The sequence below is a fragment of the Pseudomonas sp. GW821-FHT07G06 genome, assembly GCF_058986625.1.
Window position 1 is genome coordinate 79,259 of the sequence record NZ_JBYSVW010000001.1, and the last position, 19,863, is coordinate 99,121.

Sequence of the window (19,863 nt, forward strand, 5' to 3'; positions counted from 1 at the left end):
CGACCATGGACAACAAGACTGATCTGATCGAATACCTGCTGCGCCTCGGCGACAGCGCCCTGATCCAGGGCCAACGCCTGTGCCAGTGGTGCGGCAAGGCCCCGGCACTGGAAGAAGAACTGGCGCTGATGAACGTCGGCCTCGACCTGGTGGGCCAGGCGCGCAACTGGCTGGAGTACGCCGCCGAACTGCTGGACGACGGCCGCGACGCCGATCACCTGGCGTTCCGTCGCGACGAGCGCGCTTACCGCAATCTGCTGCTGGTGGAACAACCCAACGGCGACTTCGCGGTGACCATGCTCAAGCAGTTCCTCTACGACGCCTGGCATTTGCCGGTGCTGCAGGGCCTGAGCCAGTCCAGCGACGAACGCATCGCCGGGATCGCCGCCAAGGCGGCAAAGGAAGTGACCTATCACCTGCGCCGCTCCGGCGAGTGGATCGAGCGTCTGGGCGACGGCACCGAGGAAAGCCACAAGCGCATGCTCGCGGCCATCCCTGAAGTCTGGCGCTTCACCGTCGAACTGATCGCCGCCGACGACAGCGAACAGCGCCTGTGCGACGCCGGCATCACCCCGGACATCGCCAGCGTGGCCGCCCAGTGGCAGGCCAAGGTCGAGCAGATTTTCACCAGCGCCACCCTGCCCGTGCCCGCCGCGCCGAACTATTTCTACCTGAATGCCCGCAAGGGCCTGCACAGCGAACACCTGGGCATCCTGCTGGCCGAAATGCAGTGCCTGCCACGAGCGTACCCCGATGCAACCTGGTGAGCTGATCGCCAGCGACCTCGGCGCCCGGCCGGCGGGGCCGACCGACCTGGCTGCCGCCTGGGCGATTCTGGCAGAGGTCATGGACCCGGAAGTGCCGGTGGTCAGCGTGGTTGACCTGGGCATCGTCCGCGACCTGGACTGGCAGGCCGGCCACCTTCACGTGGTGGTCACGCCGACCTACTCCGGTTGCCCGGCCACCGAAGTGATCGAGAGCGATATCCGTGAAGCCCTGGAACTCGCCGGGTTCAAGGCGCCGCAGCTTGAGCGCAAGTTGACCCCGGCCTGGACCACCGACTGGATCAGCGCCAGCGGCCGTGAACGCCTGCGCGCCTACGGCATCGCGCCGCCCGAGGGCAGCACCAGCAAGCGCAGCCTGCTCGGTGAAAGCCCGCAGGTTGTGTGCCCGCAATGCGGCAGCGCCCACACCGAGGTCCTCAGCGAGTTCGGCTCCACCGCCTGCAAGGCCCTGTACCGCTGCGTCGATTGCCGGGAACCGTTCGACTATTTCAAGTGCATCTGAGCGGCGAATCGGCCGTCCCAGCTGGAGAACAACAATGAGCAAATTTCACAGCCTGACCATCAAGGACGTGCGCGCCGAGACCCGTGACGCGGTGTCCATCGCCTTCGAGATTCCGCAGCACCTGCAAGACAGCTTCCACTTCACCCAGGGCCAGCACCTGGTGATGCGCACCCAACTGGACGGCGAAGAAGTACGCCGCTCCTATTCGATCTGCACCGGGGTCAACGACGGTGAACTGCGTATCGCGGTCAAGCGTGTGGCCGGTGGACGCTTTTCGGCGTTTGCCAACGAACAACTCAAGGCCGGGCACACCCTGGAAGTGATGCCACCGGCCGGGCATTTCTGCGTCGAACTCGACCCGGCTCGCCACGGCAACTACCTGGCTGTAGCCGCGGGCAGCGGGATCACGCCAATCCTGTCGATCATCAAGACCACCCTGGAAACCGAACCCCACAGCCGCGTCACCCTGCTGTACGGCAACCGCTCCAGCTCCGGCGCGCTGTTCCGCGAGCAACTGGAAGACCTGAAGAACCGCTACCTGCAACGCCTGAACCTGATCTTCGTGTTCAGCCGCGAGCAGCAGGACGTCGACCTGTACAACGGCCGGATCAACGCCGAGAAGTGCGAGCAGCTGTTCACCCGCTGGCTCGACGTCAAGGCGCTCGATGCGGCGTTTATCTGCGGCCCGCAGGAAATGACCGAGACCGTGCGCGACAGCCTCAAGGCCAAGGGCATGCCACCTGAGCGCATCCATTTCGAACTGTTCGCCGCCGCCGGCAGTGAGCAAAAACGCGCCGCCCGTGAAGCCGCCCGCCAGGTCGATGCGGCGGTCAGCCAGATCACCGTGATCAGCGACGGCCGTGCCCTGGCCTTCGACCTGCCACGCAACAGCCAGAGCATTCTCGACGCCGGTAACGAGCAAGGTGCGGAACTGCCCTACTCGTGCAAGGCCGGCGTGTGCTCGACCTGCAAGTGCAAGGTCATCGAAGGCGAAGTGGAAATGGACAGCAACCACGCCCTGGAAGACTACGAAGTGGCCGCCGGCTACGTGCTGTCGTGCCAGGCGTTCCCGATCAGCGACAAGGTGGTGCTGGATTTCGATCAGCTTTGATATCCGATTCACACCCAATCTTGTGGGAGCGAGCCTGCTCGCGAAGAGGCCATCAGATCCGACATTGATGGAGCCTGATACGCCGTCTTCGCGAGCAGGCTCGCTCCCACAGGGGTCCGGTGATAGAGCCGATTACATCGTTTCACCCAAAACAAAAACAACAAAGGAGCGCGCGTCATGACACCCCAGGAAATAGAACTCATCCGCCAGCACCCGGATTTCATCCAGCTGGTTCGTCGCAAACAGAAGCTGTACTGGTCACTGAGCCTGGCCATGCTGGTGATCTATTACGGCTTCGTGCTGCTGGTGGCTTTCTCCCCTTCTACCCTCGGCCAATCCCTGAGCGGCGGCGTGACCACCGTGGGCATGCTGGTGGGTGTCGTGATCGTCGGGCTGGCCTTCGCGCTGACCGGTTTCTATGTCTATCGCGCCAACAACGTGATCGATCCGCTGAATGAAAAACTCAAGCAGGAGTGCGCCCGATGAACCGCCTTCTCGCCTTGTTCCTGCTGCCGCTGGTGGTGGTCACTGATATCGCGGTGGCTGCCGACGGCGTCTCCCGGCCGCTGAACTGGAACGCCATCGGCATGTTCCTGGTGTTCGTCCTGTTCACCCTCGGTGTGACGCGCTGGGCGGCACTTCGCACCCGCTCCGCCGCCGACTTCTACACCGCCGGTGGCGGCATGACCGGTTTCCAGAACGGCCTGGCGATTGCCGGCGACATGATCTCGGCCGCCTCGTTCCTCGGCATATCCGCGATGATGTTCCTCAATGGCTACGACGGTCTGCTCTACGCATTGGGCGTGCTGGCCGGCTGGCCGATCATCCTGTTCCTGATTGCCGAACGCCTGCGCAACCTGGGCAAGTACACATTTGCCGACGTGGTGTCCTATCGCCTGGAACAGACCCCGGTGCGCCTGACCTCGGCCTTCGGCACCCTGACCGTAGCGCTGATGTACCTGGTGGCACAGATGGTCGGCGCCGGCAAGCTGATCGAGTTGCTGTTCGGCATCGACTACCTCTATGCGGTGATGCTGGTCGGCGTGCTGATGGTGTTCTACGTGACCTTCGGCGGCATGCTCGCCACCACCTGGGTGCAGATCATCAAGGCGGTGATGCTGTTGTTCGGCACCAGCTTCATGGCGTTCATGGTGCTCAAGCACTTCGGCTTCAGCACCGAGGCCATGTTTGCCGGCGCCACCGCCGTGCATGCCAAGGGCAACGCGATCATGGCCCCCGGCGGCTTGCTGTCTAACCCGGTCGATGCGATTTCCTTAGGGCTGGGCATGATGTTCGGCACCGCCGGCCTGCCGCATATCCTGATGCGTTTCTTCACCGTCAGCGATGCCAAGGAAGCGCGTAAAAGCGTGTTCTACGCCACCGGTTTCATCGGCTACTTCTACTTGCTGCTGATCATCGTCGGCTTCGGCGCCATCGTCATGGTCGGCACCGATCCGGCGTTCCGTGACGCCAGTGGCGCGATCATCGGCGGCGGCAACATGATCGCCGTGCACCTGGCCCAGGCGGTAGGCGGCAACCTGTTCCTCGGTTTCATCTCGGCGGTGGCCTTCGCCACCATTCTGGCGGTGGTTGCCGGGCTGGCCCTGTCCGGTGCCTCGGCGGTGTCCCATGACCTGTATGCCTGCGTGATGCGCAAGGGCCAGGCCACGGAACAGCAGGAAATGCGCGTGTCGCGAATCGCCACCCTGTGCATCGGTGTGCTGGCGATCATCCTCGGCCTGCTGTTCGAGTCGCAGAACATTGCCTTCCTCTCGGGCCTGGTATTGGCCATCGCCGCGTCGGTGAATTTCCCGGTGCTGTTCCTCTCGATGTACTGGAAAGGCCTGACCACCCGCGGCGCCGTCCTCGGCAGTCTGTCCGGCCTGGTCTCGGCGATTGTCCTGCTGGTGCTGAGCCCGGCGGTGTGGGTCAACGTGATGCATCACGACAAGGCGTTGTTCCCGTATTCCAACCCGGCGCTGTTTTCCATGAGCCTGGCGTTCTTCAGTGCATGGCTGTTTTCCGTCACCGACACCTCGCCCCGTGCAGCCCTCGAGCGCGGTCGTTATCTGGCGCAGTTCATCCGTTCGATGACCGGCATTGGTGCCACCGGCGCCAGCAAACACTGAATATTGGCAGGGAATAAAAATAATGAAGCCCGCACGTAACGCACCTTGTGAATCACTGTTTTCGCTGGCCGCCGCATTAAGCCTGCCCATGTTCGCCCCCAGCGCCATGGCCGACTTCATCGGCGACAGCAAGGCCCGCATTGATATGCGCAACCACTACATCAATCGCGATTTCCGTCAGGACAACGCGCCGCAATCCAAGGCCGAGGAATGGGCCCAGGGTTTCACTGCGCGTGTCGAATCCGGATTCACCGATGGCACCTTCGGTTTCGGTCTCGACGCATTGGGGGAGCTGGGACTCAAGCTCGACTCCAGCCCCGATCGCCGTGGCACCGGGCTGCTGCCGTTTGGCCCGCAGAGCCATGAGCCCGACGACGAGTACAGCGAACTGGGCCTGACCGGCAAATTGAAAGTGTCCAAAAGCGTGTTGAAACTCGGCACCTTGCAGCCCTTGTTGCCCGTGGCGACTTACAACGACACGCGCCTGCTGGGTTCGACCTTTGAAGGTGGCTTGCTGACCAGCCAGGAAATCGACGGCCTGACGGTGAATGCCGGACGCCTGACCAAGGCCAACCTGCGGGACTCCTCCAGCAACGATGACATCGGCTTCGGCGCCGCCACCGCCGACCACTTCGACTTCGGCGGCGGCAGCTACGCGTTCAGTCCGCAACTGAACCTGAGCTACTACTACGGCAAGCTCGACCAGATCTACCGCCAGCAATTCGCCGGACTGCTGCATACGCAAGCGCTGGGCAACGGCTTCAACCTGCGCAGCGATGTGCGCTACTTCGACAGCCGGGGCGACGGCGCCGAACGCGCCGGGCGCATCGACAACCGCAACTTCAACAGCATGTTCACGGTATCCCACGGCGCCCACAAGGTCAGCGCCGCCTACCAGCAACTGTCCGGCGACAGCGCCTTTCCGTTCCTCAACGGCGGTGACCCCTACGTGGTCAACCTGGTGACGTTCAACACCTTTACCCGCGCCGAGGAGGACTCCTGGCAGCTGCGTTACGACTATGACTTCGCGGCGCAAGGCATTCCCGGCCTGACCTTCATGACCCGTTACACCGACGGCCGCCACGTCAAGGCGGGCAGCGTCGACAACGGTCGCGAATGGGAGCGCGACACCGATATCAGCTACGTCATCCAGAGCGGTGTGCTCAAGAACGTCAGCCTGCGCTGGCGCAACGTGACCTTCCGTTCCGGCAACGGCTTGACGACCGACCTCGATGAAAACCGCTTGATCGTCGGCTACACCCTGGCGCTTTGGTAATTCCGAAAGGGCGCGGTCGCGGCCGCGCCACAACCCCTCATCACCTGGAGCAATCGTGATGTCCTCTTCACCTGCAACTCTGCAAAGCTTCATCGCCGGCCGCTGGATCGGCCAACACGGCGCACAAATCCTGCGCAGCGCCATCGACGGCCATGAAATCGCCCGTACCCACGAAGAACGCCCGGACTTCGCCGAAGCCATCGAGCACGGCCGTCGCCAGGGCATCAGCGGCTTGATGGCGCTGGACTTCCAGCAGCGCGCCCAGCGTCTCAAGGCCCTGGCCCTGTACCTGAGCGAGCGCAAGGAACAGCTCTACGCGATCTCCCACCACAGCGGCGCGACCCGTGCCGACAGCTGGATCGACATCGAGGGCGGCAACAGCACACTGTTCACCTACGCCAGCCTCGGTTCGCGGGAACTGCCGTCGGGCAACGTCGTCCACGAAGGCCCGGCGCTGCAACTGAGCAAAATGGGCACCTTCGCCGGTACCCACATCCTCGTGCCACGCGGTGGCGTGGCCGTGCACATCAATGCCTTCAACTTCCCGATCTGGGGCATGCTGGAGAAGTTCGCGCCGAGCTTCCTCGCCGGCATGCCGTGCATCGTCAAACCGGCCAGCGCCACCAGCTACCTGACCGAAGCCGTGGTGCGCCTGATGGATGAATCCGGCCTGCTCCCGGCGGGCAGCCTGCAACTGATCATCGGCGGCACCGGCGACCTGCTCGACCGCCTGCAGGGCCAGGACGTGGTGACCTTCACCGGTTCCGCCGACACCGCGGCCAAGCTGCGGGTCAATCCGAACCTGATCCGCAACTCGGTGCCGTTCACCGCCGAAGCCGACTCGCTGAACTGCGCGATCCTCGCCCCGGACGTGACCCCGGACGACGAAGAGTTCGAGCTGTTCATCAAGGAAGTCGCCCGGGAAATGACCACCAAGGCCGGGCAGAAATGCACCGCCATCCGCCGCGCCATCGTGCCGGCCAAACACATGGACGCAGTCGCCACGCGCCTGCGTGATCGTCTGGCCAAAGTGGTGGTCGGTGACCCGTCGGTGGAAGGCGTGCGCATGGGCGCACTGGCTTCCCACGATCAGCAGAAAGACGTGGCCGAGCGCCTGGAAGCCCTGTTGCAGAGCAGCGACATGCTGTTCGGCGCCCGCGACGGTTTCGAACCGCGTGGTGAACATGTCGACAAAGGCGCGTTCTTCGCCCCGACCCTGTTGCAGGCCCGTGACCCGCATGCCGAGGGCGGTGCCCATGACATCGAAGCGTTCGGCCCGGTCAGCACCCTGATGGCCTACGACGATCTCGACGAAGCCCTGGCCCTGGCCGCGCGCGGCAAAGGCAGCCTGGTGGCCAGTCTGGTGACCAAGGATCCGCAGATCGCTGCCAAGGCGATTCCGGTGGCGGCAGCCTTACACGGGCGCCTGCTGGTGCTGGATCGCCACTGCGCCGGCGAATCCACCGGTCACGGCTCGCCACTGCCACAACTCAAGCACGGCGGCCCGGGCCGTGCCGGCGGCGGTGAAGAACTCGGCGGCCTGCGCGCGGTGAAACACTACCTGCAACGCGCGGCGGTGCAAGGTTCGCCGACCATGCTGGCGGCGGTCACCGGCGAATACGTACGCGGCGCCAAGGTCATCGAAACCGACGTGCATCCGTTCCGTCGCCATTTCCAGGACCTGCAGATCGGCGAGTCGCTGCTGACCCACCGCCGCACCGTCACCGAAGCGGACCTGGTGAACTTCGGCTGCCTGTCGGGCGACCACTTCTACATGCACTTCGACGACATCGCGGCCAAGGAATCGCAATTCGGCAAGCGTATTGCCCACGGTTATTTCGTACTGTCGGCGGCGGCCGGGTTGTTCGTCTCCCCCGGCGTCGGCCCGGTGCTGGCCAACTACGGCCTGGACACCCTGCGCTTCATCAACCCGGTAGGCATCGGCGACACCATCCAGGCGCGCCTGACCTGCAAACGCAAGATCGACCAGGGCAAGAAAAGCCCGCAGGGGATACCGCAAGGGGTGGTGGCGTGGGATGTGGAGGTCACCAACCAGTTGGGTGAGCTGGTGGCGAGTTATGACATTTTGACGCTGGTGGTCAAGCGCGAAGAGTAAGGGTCAAGCGCAAAAGATCGCAGCCTTCGGCAGCTCCTACAGGGATCGGGTACATCCGGGTGTACGCCCCCCCCTGTAGGAGCTGCCGCAGGCTGCGATCTTTTGACTTTTGATGCGTGTCTCACTGACGTACCACCGGCTTGATGAGATCAATTTGGGCATGACTGCGGCTGCGGCCAATGCCAGGTGGCGAGGGGTTTGCGGGCCTTTATTCACGGCGCTTTTATGGGCAAGTTACTGCTTGTTTAAAAGGCCGCGAGGTTACTTCCCGAAAGCCACAGCGCCTTGCGTCGTTGCCTACACATACCCCAGAATCCGCCGGCTTGTGCGCCTTGGGGCCGCTCGGTAACTTGATTCGTGTCACTGATTGTCAGTGATCGGGTTTAGTCGCCCGGGCAAGGTTAAGCGGTCGCATGAGTATCATCAGTCAGGTATCAGCCTGCGCTCGATGGTGGCTGTGCGCTTGGCGTCTTCGGACGCGCCGGTTTTTGCTTTCCTTGCCGGTCGACTAACTTGCGCACAGCCGCCACCCCTACGTTTAGTCGCGAAATGGTGCGGCCCTACTATTAAAGGGAAGCATTTATGATCAAACCCACACCGAATCCGCCGAACAACTATTCGGAAACACCTTCCGAGCGCACCCCCTCATTCGCCGACATACAGACCACTCCACGCAAACTGTGCACGATGTTTTTCGTTAACCCTGAACTCGATACCGAAAGCCTCCTGACCCATGCGTGCGAATCGCTGGCTTCAGCCAATGTCATGACCATGGATCTGGCGGATCGAACGGAGGGATCGAATCGCAATACGCTGTTGGGTATTGCGCAAGTCATCATGTTGGGGGAGTTGGCGGTCAATCGGGCGTTGGATCGAGTCGATCCGTCTGAGTAGAAGATCAAAAGATCGCAGCCTGCGGCAGCTCCCAAAGGGTTTCAGGGATGCCCATTAATTTGTAAGCCAACCTCGAACCACTGTGGGAGCGAGCTTGCTCGCGATGGCGTCCTGACTGGCGACATTGATGTTGGCTGTACCGGCCTCATCGCGAGCAAGCTCGCTCCCACAGGTTATTGGGAAACCTGAAAAGTCAGTGCTTGCGCAACCACTCGATAAACAGCGCAAACAATTCCGACTGCGAACCCACCTCCAGCTTCAGGTACAGGTTCTTGCGGTGCATGCGCACGGTTTCCGGCGAGATGTTCATCTGGCTGGCCGTGGACTTCACCGAATGCCCGCGCAGCACCATGTGCGCCACTTCCCGCTCGCGCTCGGTGAGCAATTCACAACCGAAGTTCTCGAACGCCGCCTGCACGCGATGCTTGAGATCGTCGTGCAGGCCTTGCTCGTCATCACGCTCGATCCCGGCACTGCGCAGCAGTCCACGCTGGCTGAATTCGCTGATGAATTCACGCACCAGCGGTTCGACGGCGCGCAGCAGGTTCAACTGTTCATCGCTCAGGCATTCACCGCCGAAACCCTGATAGAGGCTGACGGAGATCTTCGTGTCATTGCCGGTATCGACGATGTAGTAGCTGTCTTCCGAACAGCCCGCCTTGAGGTAATAGGATTTGTAGTAGTCACTGTCGAAGAAGTTGTCCGGGGCGATTTCCTCCAGGTGATAGAAGCCTTGCGCCAACCCCTGCTCCACCGCAAGGCAGAACGGGTCGAGCAAATAGCCCCCGGAAAAATAGCGCTCAAGAATCGAGACCTGATACTCCTGGGCAATCCCGCGCTGATGCAGCAGCTGTGGTGCGCGGTCCTTGCGCTCCAGGCTGATCATCATCGACTCCACGGACACCAGCTGCGCCAACGCTGACGCCAGGTACTGCAGGGCGTCAGGCTCATCGACATGGGCGAATGCCTCGCGCATTCCCCCATGCCATTTGTGCAACGCCCCGAAGGGCATCGCGATCAGCGTATCATCGTCTGGTTTGCTCATGCCCCGCAGTCTAGCGGGTGCGCAGGCCCTTGGTAAAAGCCTGTTTAGCGAGTTCATTGGCCGCCATACTGACCGCTGGCCTGAAGCTCAGCGGCCACTTCGACAATGCAATCGCGCAAGGTCTCGACGATCTCATCGACCTGGGCAAACGTCAGGATCAGCGGCGGCGACATCACGTTGAGGTGCATGATCGGCCGCACCAGCAAACCCCGGGCCTGCGCCCGCACGTGGATCTTCTCGCCAATGTTGATCTCGTCGGGGAACAGCGCCTTGGTGCGTTTGTCCGCCACGAACTCCACGCAGGCCATGAGTTTCTGGCAGCGCACATCCCCCACCAGCGGCAAGTCGCGCAGGGTTGCCAGGCGCTCTTCCAGATAAGCGCCCACCGTGTCGACATGGGCCAGCAGGTTTTCCCGCTCGATGATTTCGATGTTCTTCAGCGCCGCCGTGCAGCACACCGGGTGGCCGCTGTAGGTGAAGCCGTGGGTGAAGCAGCGGCCCTTGCCCGGCTCGGCGATGACTTTCCACATACGCTCGGAAAAGATGCACGCGCCCAGCGGCAGGTAAGCCGAGGTCAGGCCCTTGGCGGTGGTGATGATGTCGGGCTGCACGTCGAACACATCGTAGGAGGCAAAGAACTTGCCGAGGCGCCCGAACGAGGTCACCACTTCGTCGGCAACGAACAGGATGTCGTAGCGCTGGCAGACGTCCCACATGCGTTTGAGATACCCCCGGGGCGGAATGATCACCCCGCCCGAGCCCATGATCGGTTCGGCAAAGAAAGCGGCGACCTTGTCCGCGCCAATCGACAGGATCTTGTCTTCGAACTCCTTGACCAGGAACTCGAGGAACTGCGCCTCGTCCATGCCGTCCGGCGCGCGGTACGGGTTGGGGTTGGAGACGTGGTGGATCAGCGGGTTGGCGTAATCGAATTCCGGCACCCGGTCGGCGGCCTTGTTGCCGATCGACATGGTCAGGGTGGTGGAGCCGTGATAGGCGTTGAACCGGGCGATGACGTGTTTCTTTTCCGGTTTGCCACGGCAGTTCTGGTAGTACTGGATCAGCCGGTAAGCGGTGTCCACGGCGGTGGAGCCGCCGGTGGTCAGGAACACATGGTCGAGGTCGCCGGGGGCCAGGCTGGCGAGTTTTTCGCACAGCTGGATGGCGACGTTGTTCGACATGTCGGAAAACGGGTTCGAATAGGCCAGCTGGCGCACCTGATCGGCGATGGCCTCGGCCATTTCCTCGCGGCCCAGGCCGATGTTGGTGCACCACATGCCGCCCACCGCATCGAGAAAGCGGTTGCCCTGGGTGTCGTAGATGTAGGCACCATCGCCGGCAACGATGTTCAACGAGCCTTGTTCGGCGTGTTCGTCGAACATGTGGTAGCCGTGCATGTGATGGGCCTTGTCGGCCTTGACCAGCCGGGACTCGTCCGCTGGGGAAAAAACGCTGCGTGTTGGCGTCGCCATAAATGAACCTCTAACCGAAATGACTCACGATCGAACAAATCAGATGCCGCTTTTCACGGTGCTCCAGACCCGGGTAATCGCCCGCATGTCCTTGGCGTCCTGGGTCTTCTGCGGGAACAGGCGCTTGCGGGTCTGTGCATCGGGGTAGATCGCCGGGTTGTCGCGCACTTCGGCGTTCAACAGGGGCGTGGCCGCCGCGTTACTGTTGGCGTAATTGATGTAGTCACTCACATCCGCCATCACCTGCGGCTGCATCAGGTATTCCAGGAATTTGTGCGCATTGGCGACGTGCGTCGCATCGGCCGGGATGTACAGGTTGTCGAACCAGATCAGCGAGCCTTCCTTGGGGATGAAGTACGCCAGGTTGATCTGCTTCTTGGCTTCTGCGGCGCGGGCCATGGCCGTGGCGTAGTCGCCGGACCAGGTCATGGCCATGCACACATCGCCGTTGGGCAGGCTGGTCAGGTAATTGACCGAGTCGAATTTGCGGATGTAGGGCCGCACCGACAACAGCAAGTCCTGGGCGGCCTTCAAATCCTCCGGCGCGGCGCTCCTGGGGTCGCGTCCCAGGTACGTCAAGGCCATGGGGATGACTTCGGTCGGCGCATCGAGCAGGGTCACGCCACAGTCGGCGAAGCGCGAGACGATCTTCGGATCGAAGATCATCGCCAGCGAACCGATCGGCGCGTCCGGCATGCGCTCCTTGATCTTGTCGACGTTGTAGGTCACGCCGTTGCTGCCCCAGGTGTAGGGCGCCGAGTACTGGGTGCCGGGGTCATAGCCCTGCAGATCCTCAAGGATTTGCGGGTCGAGGTTGCTCCAGCCCGGCAGCTGTTTTTTGTCCAGCGGCTGGAACACCTTGGCCTTGATCAGGGGGGGCGCGAGCGAGGCGTTCAACACGATCAGGTCATAGCCGGAATGGCCGGTGAGCAACTTGGCCTGCACCGTTTCATAAGAGTCGAAGGTGTCGTAGACCACCTTGATACCGGTGGCCTTTTCGAAGTCGGCGATGGTTTTTTCACCGATGTAATCCGCCCAGTTATAGAGCCGCAGCGTATTGCTCTCGTCCACTTGTGCGGCGTAGGCATGAAAGGTCAGCGGTACAACAAACAGACTGGAAATCACCTTAAGCAGTGTCTTGCCCATAGCAAATGCACCTTATAGCGAGTTCGGCTCTGGATGAGCGGATGCCTCCACTATTGGTCGATTGGCCGGGCGGAACCATACCCCGAATGGGTGTGTGTCGTTTTTGGCACACCGGCATGGCAAAAAGCGGCAGCGCAGTTGACCCGTTTTGCCATAGATCGGGATTTGTCCGGCGCTTAAAGTGGCAGCCTGAACCGACCCTGCGGAGCCTGCGATGACAGATTTGATCAAACACGAGCAACGCGACGGCGTGTTGACGCTGACCATCGACCGCCCGGACAAGCTCAACGCGCTGAACAACGCCATGTACACGCAACTGGCCGAGCTGTTGCTGGCCGCCGACGAAGACCCGCAGACCGGCGTGATCATCCTCACCGGCGGCCCGGTGTGCTTCACCAGTGGCAATGACCTGGTGGATTTCCTCCAGCATCCGCCGACGCATCTGGACGCCCCGGCGTTTCGCCTGATGAAAGTCGTCACGCACCTGCAAAAGCCGCTGATCGCGGCAGTCTGCGGGGCGGCCATCGGCATTGGTACTACGTTGCTGCTGCATTGCGATCAGGTGCTGGTCACCCGCAACGCCAAGCTGCGCATGCCGTTCGTCAACATCGGCCTGTGCCCGGAATTCGCTGCCAGCCTGTTGCTGCCACGCCTACTCGGCCACGCCCGTGCCGCGAGCCTGCTCCTGCTGGGCAACGGCCTGGACGGCAACGACGCGGTGAACTGGGGCATCGCCAACGAAGCCTTCGATGATGGCGAGCAATGCCTGGCAGCGGCCAGAAAAATCGCCCAGCGCTTTTTGGCCCTGCCCCAGGAGGCCTTGCGCCAGTCCCGGCAGTTGATGAAACAGGCGACGTTGCCGGAACTGGAAGCCACCCTGCGCGAAGAAAACACGCTGTTCATCCAGCGCCTGAATACCGACGAGGCGAAAAACGCCTTGAACGCCCTGCTCAATCGCAGTACAGACAAGAATCCACCGAAAGGAAACCATCCATGAACACTCCAGAAATCTACGTCGTCAGCGCCGCCCGTACCGCCATCGGTACGTTCGGCGGTTCGCTCAAGGACGTGCCCCTGGCCGACCTCGCGACCACGGCCGTGAAAGCCGCCCTGGAACGAGCCGCCGTGGACCCGGCGCTCGTTGGCCATCTGGTGATGGGCAACGTGATCCCGACCGAAACCCGCGACGCCTACATCTCCCGCGTCGCCGCGATGAACGCCGGCATCCCGAAGGAAACCCCGGCCTACAACGTCAACCGCCTCTGCGGTTCCGGCCTGCAAGCGATCATCAACGCCGCCCAGACCCTGATGCTCGGCGATGCCGACATCGTCGTCGGTGCCGGTGCCGAATCCATGAGCCGTGGCCCGTACCTGATGCCGTCCGCCCGTTGGGGTTCGCGCATGGGCAACGCCCAGGTCATCGACTACATGCTCGGCATCCTGCATGACCCCTTCCATGGCATCCACATGGGCATCACCGCCGAAAACGTCGCCGCGCGCAACGGCATCACCCGCGAAATGCAGGACGCCCTGGCCCTGGAAGACCAGAATCGCGCGGCCCACGCGATTGCCAACGGCTACTTCAGCGAGCAGATCGCGACCGTGGAAATTCAGGATCGCAAAGGCGTCAAACTGTTCAGCGTCGACGAACACCCGCGCGCCACGTCCCTGGAACAGCTGGCAGCCATGAAGCCGGCGTTCAAGAAGGACGGCTCGGTCACCGCCGGCAACGCTTCGGGCCTCAACGACGGCGCCGCCGCGCTGGTCATGGCCAGCGGCAACGCGGTCCAGGCCAATAACCTGAAGCCACTGGCCCGCCTGGTCAGCTACGCCCACGCCGGCGTCGAACCGGAATTCATGGGCCTGGGCCCGATCCCGGCCACCCGCCTGGCGCTCAAGCGCGCCGGCCTGACCGTCGCCGACCTCGACGTGATCGAAGCCAACATCGCCTTCGCCGCCCAGGCCTGCGCCGTCAGCCAGGAACTGGACCTCGACCCGGCCAAGGTCAACCCGAACGGTTCGGGCATCGCCCTGGGCCACCCGGTGGGCGCGACCGGCGCAATCATCGCCACCAAGGCCATCCACGAACTGCACCGCACCGGCGGCCGTTACGCGCTGGTGACCATGTGCATCGGCGGCGGCCAGGGCATTGCGGCGATTTTTGAACGCGTCTAAGCAATAGCCGCAAAAAAAGGCCGGTGATCGCGCAGATCACCGGCCTTTTTCATTCCAGTAAATCAGTCGCGATCCCCTGTGGGAGCGAGCTTGCTCGCGATGGCGGCATGTCAGGCACCATCATTGTTGACTGGACTACCGCTATCGCGAGCAAGCTCGCTCCCACAGTGGTTCTCTAGCGCATGCAGAATCTCCTTCTCTCTGAACAAAGCACCTGACGACCGGCAGAAAAAACCATTTGCCACAAAATATTACATACGTCATATTACAGGCATCATAATTAAACGCCGCCCGACAGGTATCCCTCCATGACCAGCATGTCCACCGTAGAACCCGACCTGGACGCCCCGGTGCAACCGGCAAAACGCCCCCTGCTCAAGCGCCTGCTTCTGCCAACAATGGGGATTGCAGCGTTGGTGTTGGCCGGGGTGTATGGCGCGCATTGGTGGACGGCCGGGCGTTTCATCGAAGAAACCGACGATGCCTACATCGGCGGTGACGTAACGGTGATCGGGCCAAAGGTGGCGGGTTACATCGACGAAGTGCTGGTGACCGACAACCAGAAGGTCAAGGCCGGCGATGTGCTGATCCGTCTCGATTCGCGCGACTACCGCGCCAACCTGGCCAAGGCCGAAGGCGCAGTGGCCGCCCAGGAAGCCTTGCTGGCCAACCTCGACGCCACCGAACAACTGCAACAGGCCGTCATCGGCCAGGCCCGCGCCGGCATCGACGCCGCCGGTGCTGAAGCCACCCGTTCGCGGGATGACGATGCCCGCTACAAAAAACTGGTGTCCACCAACGCCGTCTCGGTGGAAAGCGCCCAGCGGGCCAACGCCACGTTCAAGACCGCCCAGGCGCAAAGCAACCGCGCCCAGGCGGAATTGCTGGCCGCGCAGCGCCAGTTGAATGTGATCGACACCCAGAAACAACAGGCCAGGGCCGCCTTGATCCAGGCCAGGGCCGAGCGCGACCTGGCGCAATTGAATGTCGGCTACACCGAACTGAAGGCACCGGTCGACGGCGTGATCGGCAACCGTCGGGCACGGGTCGGCGCCTATGCCCAGGCCGGCTCGCAATTGCTCTCGGTGGTGCCGGCCAGCGGCCTGTGGGTCGACGCCAACTTCAAGGAAGACCAACTGGCGCACATGGTGCCGGGGCAACGGGTGGTGATCCGGGCCGACGTGCTGTCGGGGCAGGAGTTCCACGGTCACCTGGACAGCCTCGCTCCTGCCAGCGGTTCGCAATTCAGCGTATTGCCACCGGAAAACGCCACCGGCAACTTCACCAAGATCGTGCAGCGGGTGCCGGTGCGGATTCACCTCGACCCGGCCGACAGTGTGCTCGGCCACCTGCGTCCGGGGTTGTCGGTGACCGCTGAAGTGGACACACGCAAGGCGCCTGATGCGCCCGCCGTGGCCAGCGCGCCATGAGCCGCGCCCTCGCCGCCCCGGCACAACCGTTCAATGCCGCGACCATGGCGACGGCCACCAAGGTCTTCGCCTTTGCCAGCATGTGCATCGGCATGTTCATTGCGCTGCTGGATATCCAGATTGTCTCGGCCTCGTTGCGTGACATCGGCGGCGGGCTCTCCGCCGGCACCGACGAAACCGCGTGGGTGCAAACCAGTTACCTGATCGCCGAGATCATCGTGATTCCGCTGTCGGGCTGGTTGTCCCGGGTGTTTTCCACACGCTGGCTGTTCTGCGCATCGGCGGTCGGCTTTACCCTGACCAGCCTGCTGTGCGGCGTGGCCTGGAACATTCAGAGCATGATCGCCTTCCGCGCCCTGCAAGGCTTTCTCGGCGGTTCGATGATCCCGATGGTGTTCACCACGGCCTTCGTGTTCTTCACCGGCAAGCAACGGGTGATCGCCGCCGCGACCATAGGCGCAGTGGCGTCCCTGGCACCGACACTGGGGCCGGTGATCGGTGGCTGGATCACCGACATCTCGTCCTGGCACTGGCTGTTCTACATCAACCTGGTCCCCGGCATCTTTGTCGCCGTGGCCGTGCCGATGCTGGTGAAAATCGACCAGCCGGAACTGTCGCTGCTCAAAGGCGCGGATTACTTGAGCATGGTGTTTCTGGCACTGTTCCTCGGCTGCCTGGAATACACCCTCGAAGAAGGCCCGCGCTGGAACTGGTTCAGCGACCGCACGATCCTGACCACCGCGTGGATCAGCGGCCTGGCCGGGCTGGCGTTCATCGGCCGGACCCTGCATGTGGCCAATCCGATTGTCGACCTGCGCGCCCTGAAGGATCGCAATTTTGCCCTGGGCTGCTTCTTCTCGTTCGTCACCGGCATCGGCCTGTTCGCCACCATTTACCTGACGCCGCTGTTTCTCGGCCGGGTGCGTGGCTACGGAGCGCTGGACATTGGTCTGGCGGTTTTCTCCACCGGGGTGTTCCAGATCATGGCGATTCCGCTGTACGCCTTTCTTGCCAACCGCGTCGACCTGCGCTGGATCATGATGACCGGCCTCGGGCTGTTCGCGTTATCGATGTGGGATTTCAGCCCGATCACCCATGACTGGGGAGCCAGGGAGTTGATGTTGCCGCAAGCCTTGCGCGGGATTGCCCAGCAACTGGCGGTGCCGCCCGCGGTGACGCTGACCCTCGGCGGCCTGGCACCGGCGCGGCTCAAACATGCCTCGGGGCTGTTCAACCTGATGCGCAACCTGGGCGGGGCTATCGGTATCGCCGCCTGTGCGACCATTCTCAACGACCGCACCAACCTGCATTTCACCCGCCTGGCGGAGAACCTCAACAGCACCAACGAGGCGCTCAACCAATGGCTGTCCCAGGTCGGCAGCAATTTCGCCGCCCTCGGCCAGAGCGGTGACGCCGGGGTCACCGCCAGCCTGCATCAGCTATGGTTGCTGACCTACCGCGAAGCCCAGACACAAACCTATGGCGACGCGTTTCTGATGATCGGGGTGTGCTTCGTCATCGCCACGGCGATGGTGCCCCTGATGCGCAAGGTGCAACCACCGGCCGCGCCGAGTGCCGATGCCCATTGAGGCATCGGCGGTTTGCTCAACATCAGGCCTGAGGCGTTTTACGGAAGCCGACCGCCAGGCGGTTCCAGCTGTTGATGGTGGAGATCGCAACGGTCAGGTCGACCATTTCCTTGGGCGTGAACTGTGCGCTGGCCACTTCGTAGTCTTCGTCCGGGGCGTGGGTCAGGCTGAGCTGGGTCAGGGATTCGGTCCACAGCAGCGCAGCGCGTTCACGATCGGTGAAAAACGGCGCCTCGCGCCAGGCCGTCACGGCGAACAGACGACGCGGGGTTTCGCCACCCTTGATCGCATCGGTGGTGTGCATGTCGATGCAGAAGGCACAGCCGTTGATCTGCGAAGCGCGCAGTTTGACCAGTTCAATCAGGTTTTTTTCCAGCGGCAGCTTCGACACTGCTGTTTCCAGGGCGATCATCGCCTTGAGGGCGTCGGGGCTGGCAGTGTAGAAATCGATACGGGGTTGCATGACGTGCTCCAGGGCAAGTGGGTGTGTCGCTACGTTAGTCCCTCGACCGGTTTACACAAATAGCCAATATTCCAGAAGTCGAGGAGGCCATTGGCGCGGGTGTGATGGGTTTCACTCTTCACTTTTGGTGAATTCACTGCCGTCATCGCGAGCAAGCTCGCTCCCACAGGGAAATGCACTCAAATGTGGGAGCGAGCTTGCTCGCGATCCGCGCAGCGGCCATTCACCACCGAGCTCAAACCCGATTGCGCAACCAGCGCAGAAAGCCCTTTTTCTCCACCGCCACCGGCAACTCCTGAGTGAGGATTTTGGCTTTTTGCAGCCGGTAATCGAGCAAGGCTTTCATTGCATCGTTGATGTCGTGACGGGCATCCAGGCACGGTTTGAGGTAGGACTTTTCGATGCGGTACAGGCCGCAGAATGTCTTGGCGGTAAACTGCGCAGGCAGCGCGCTGTCGGTGAGAATACCCGCCTCGCCGATCACCTCCCCCGGCCCCATGCGTCCGGATTCGTAGGGTGTTCCGTGACGCATCAAGGTCACCGAGATCACGCCGGATTCGATAATGAACAAGTGATCGCTGACCTCCTCCGCTTCCAGGATCACCTCCCCGGCGCGAAAGGTTTGCAGGGTCATGTTCTGGCTGAACGTGTCTTTCTCTTCCTGACGCAGGGTGGAGAAAATCGGCGAGCTGTCCAGCAAGGCCCGTTTGCGTGTCGAGTTGATCGGCGGGCTGGGTTCCACGCTCGACAACAAATTGACCCCGGAGGCCTGCAAGTGCCGGTAGGCCAGGTCGTACAGCTGGTTGCGCACTGAACGCTTCTCGTCCATCGACGCGACAAAACCGTTGATTTCGTAGACCGCGCCAGTGTTGCTGGCACTTTTGAGACCAACGCTGGGCGACGGTGTATCCAGCAGCGCACGGCAACCTTGCATGGCCCGCTCCAACGCGTCGATCACCGTGTTCGGCCTCGCGTGGGGGCTCACTTCCAGGGATACGGAAATACCGAACATGTCGTTCGGCCTGCTGAAATTGATGATCTTGGCCTTGGCCGCCAACGAGTTGGGAATCACCGCCATGCAACCCTGGGAGGTCTGCAGGCGGGTGGCGCGCCAGTCGATGTCGGTCACCTTGCCCTCCATGCCGTCGATGGAGATGTAGTCATCGAGTTGATAGGGCTTGGTGGTGTTGAGGACGATCCCGGAGAACACGTCGCTGAGGGTGCTTTGCAAGGCCAGACCGACGATGATCGCCAACGCGCCGGAGGTGGCCAGCACGCCCTTGACCGGCAGGTCCAGCACATAGGCCAGGGCCGCAATCACCGCGATCAGGAAAATCACAGCACCGAGCAAATCCTGGAGCAAGCGCCCGGTATGCCCGACCCGTTGCATCATCACCGCGCCGATCAGTACGGTCAGGGTCCGCGCGCCGAACAACCACCAGCCGATCTGCAAGCCGGTGGCGGCCAGGTGCAGCGGCACGTTATCGGCCCAGGGTGGCGGCTCCATCGGGTTCAGGCCTTCGTTGAACAACAGGAGGCTGAACAACGAGAAAATCACCACCCGCACCAACAGCCGCCAGGCACTGCCAGCGGCGCTGAGCAAGTACCACAACCCGAGATCGATCAGGATCAGCGCCATGGCGCAGATCAATGGGTGTTCAGTGAGCAATGACAGCATCAAGCAACTCCAGCCAGGGCCAATGACGCGAAGATAGCGTGGATTGGCACTA

The 19,863-nt window shown here is 62.3% G+C and carries 17 protein-coding genes; 12 read left to right on the forward strand and 5 right to left on the reverse strand.

Translation table 11 applies throughout. The annotated features are described in order from the left end of the window. The first annotated feature begins 5 nt into the window (after positions 1-5). From paaC to AC3WJW_RS00380, 8 genes are all read left to right on the forward strand, one after another. Complete coding sequence (gene paaC, locus AC3WJW_RS00345) at positions 6-767, forward strand: 1,2-phenylacetyl-CoA epoxidase subunit PaaC (protein ID WP_493724742.1); 762 nt, start codon at positions 6-8, stop codon at positions 765-767. Further along, a complete protein-coding gene (gene paaD, locus AC3WJW_RS00350; RefSeq protein WP_102702827.1) occupies positions 754-1,287 on the forward strand; it encodes a 1,2-phenylacetyl-CoA epoxidase subunit PaaD in 534 nt (177 codons plus the stop codon). Before paaC ends, paaD begins: the two co-directional genes overlap by 14 nt. A gap of 34 nt (positions 1,288-1,321) precedes the next feature. Beyond that, complete coding sequence (gene paaE, locus AC3WJW_RS00355) at positions 1,322-2,398, forward strand: 1,2-phenylacetyl-CoA epoxidase subunit PaaE (protein WP_493724743.1); 1,077 nt, start codon at positions 1,322-1,324, stop codon at positions 2,396-2,398. A gap of 177 nt (positions 2,399-2,575) precedes the next feature. Next, the gene (locus tag AC3WJW_RS00360) at positions 2,576-2,884 is read left to right on the forward strand and encodes a DUF485 domain-containing protein (RefSeq protein WP_007978006.1); all 309 of its coding nucleotides are present in this window, start codon (positions 2,576-2,578) and stop codon (positions 2,882-2,884) included. Next, positions 2,881-4,527, forward strand: a complete 1,647-nt coding sequence (locus AC3WJW_RS00365; protein ID WP_493724744.1) for a cation acetate symporter — start codon at positions 2,881-2,883, stop codon at positions 4,525-4,527. Before AC3WJW_RS00360 ends, AC3WJW_RS00365 begins: the two co-directional genes overlap by 4 nt. A 22-nt stretch (positions 4,528-4,549) precedes the next feature. Next, positions 4,550-5,803 (forward strand): OprD family porin, encoded by a 1,254-nt coding sequence (locus AC3WJW_RS00370; RefSeq protein WP_493724745.1) that lies wholly within the window; start codon positions 4,550-4,552, stop codon positions 5,801-5,803. 58 nt (positions 5,804-5,861) lie between these two features. Further along, positions 5,862-7,919 carry a phenylacetic acid degradation bifunctional protein PaaZ gene (gene paaZ, locus AC3WJW_RS00375; RefSeq protein ID WP_493724746.1) on the forward strand — a complete coding sequence of 686 codons (2,058 nt, stop codon included), beginning with the start codon at positions 5,862-5,864 and terminating at the stop codon, positions 7,917-7,919. A 582-nt stretch (positions 7,920-8,501) separates the two neighbouring features. Then, positions 8,502-8,813, forward strand: coding sequence for a DUF6124 family protein (locus AC3WJW_RS00380; RefSeq protein ID WP_493724747.1), 312 nt, complete (start codon positions 8,502-8,504; stop codon positions 8,811-8,813). A gap of 193 nt (positions 8,814-9,006) precedes the next feature. Here the strand turns inward: AC3WJW_RS00380 and AC3WJW_RS00385 are convergent, their stop codons facing one another. From AC3WJW_RS00385 to AC3WJW_RS00395, 3 genes are read right to left on the reverse strand one after another with little or no spacing between them, the layout of a single operon-like run. Further along, complete coding sequence (locus AC3WJW_RS00385; RefSeq protein WP_493724748.1) at positions 9,007-9,915, reverse strand: helix-turn-helix transcriptional regulator; 909 nt, start codon at positions 9,913-9,915, stop codon at positions 9,007-9,009. Further along, positions 9,912-11,330 carry an aminotransferase gene (locus AC3WJW_RS00390; protein ID WP_493724749.1) on the reverse strand — a complete coding sequence of 473 codons (1,419 nt, stop codon included), beginning with the start codon at positions 11,328-11,330 and terminating at the stop codon, positions 9,912-9,914. Before AC3WJW_RS00390 ends, AC3WJW_RS00385 begins: the two co-directional genes overlap by 4 nt. Before the next feature lie 39 nt (positions 11,331-11,369). Next, positions 11,370-12,476: a polyamine ABC transporter substrate-binding protein gene (locus tag AC3WJW_RS00395; protein ID WP_492584144.1), complete on the reverse strand. Its 1,107-nt coding sequence runs from the start codon at positions 12,474-12,476 to the stop codon at positions 11,370-11,372. Between the two features lie 214 nt (positions 12,477-12,690). Here AC3WJW_RS00395 and AC3WJW_RS00400 point away from each other — a divergent pair, with 214 nt between their 5' ends. From AC3WJW_RS00400 to AC3WJW_RS00415, 4 genes are all read left to right on the forward strand, one after another. Further along, positions 12,691-13,473, forward strand: coding sequence for an enoyl-CoA hydratase-related protein (locus AC3WJW_RS00400; RefSeq protein ID WP_493724750.1), 783 nt, complete (start codon positions 12,691-12,693; stop codon positions 13,471-13,473). After that, entirely contained in the window at positions 13,470-14,651 is a 1,182-nt protein-coding gene (locus tag AC3WJW_RS00405) for an acetyl-CoA C-acyltransferase family protein (RefSeq protein WP_095968036.1), read from the forward strand. Before AC3WJW_RS00400 ends, AC3WJW_RS00405 begins: the two co-directional genes overlap by 4 nt. A gap of 308 nt (positions 14,652-14,959) precedes the next feature. Further along, positions 14,960-16,081: an HlyD family secretion protein gene (locus tag AC3WJW_RS00410; protein WP_493724751.1), complete on the forward strand. Its 1,122-nt coding sequence runs from the start codon at positions 14,960-14,962 to the stop codon at positions 16,079-16,081. Beyond that, entirely contained in the window at positions 16,078-17,670 is a 1,593-nt protein-coding gene (locus AC3WJW_RS00415) for a DHA2 family efflux MFS transporter permease subunit (protein WP_493724752.1), read from the forward strand. Before AC3WJW_RS00410 ends, AC3WJW_RS00415 begins: the two co-directional genes overlap by 4 nt. Before the next feature lie 22 nt (positions 17,671-17,692). Here the strand turns inward: AC3WJW_RS00415 and AC3WJW_RS00420 are convergent, their stop codons facing one another. Together AC3WJW_RS00420 and AC3WJW_RS00425 are read right to left on the reverse strand one after the other, a co-directional pair. After that, positions 17,693-18,133, reverse strand: a complete 441-nt coding sequence (locus AC3WJW_RS00420; protein WP_493724753.1) for a carboxymuconolactone decarboxylase family protein — start codon at positions 18,131-18,133, stop codon at positions 17,693-17,695. Between the two features lie 235 nt (positions 18,134-18,368). After that, the gene (locus AC3WJW_RS00425; protein ID WP_493724754.1) at positions 18,369-19,811 is read right to left on the reverse strand and encodes a mechanosensitive ion channel domain-containing protein; all 1,443 of its coding nucleotides are present in this window, start codon (positions 19,809-19,811) and stop codon (positions 18,369-18,371) included. Positions 19,812-19,863: the final 52 nt, after the last annotated feature.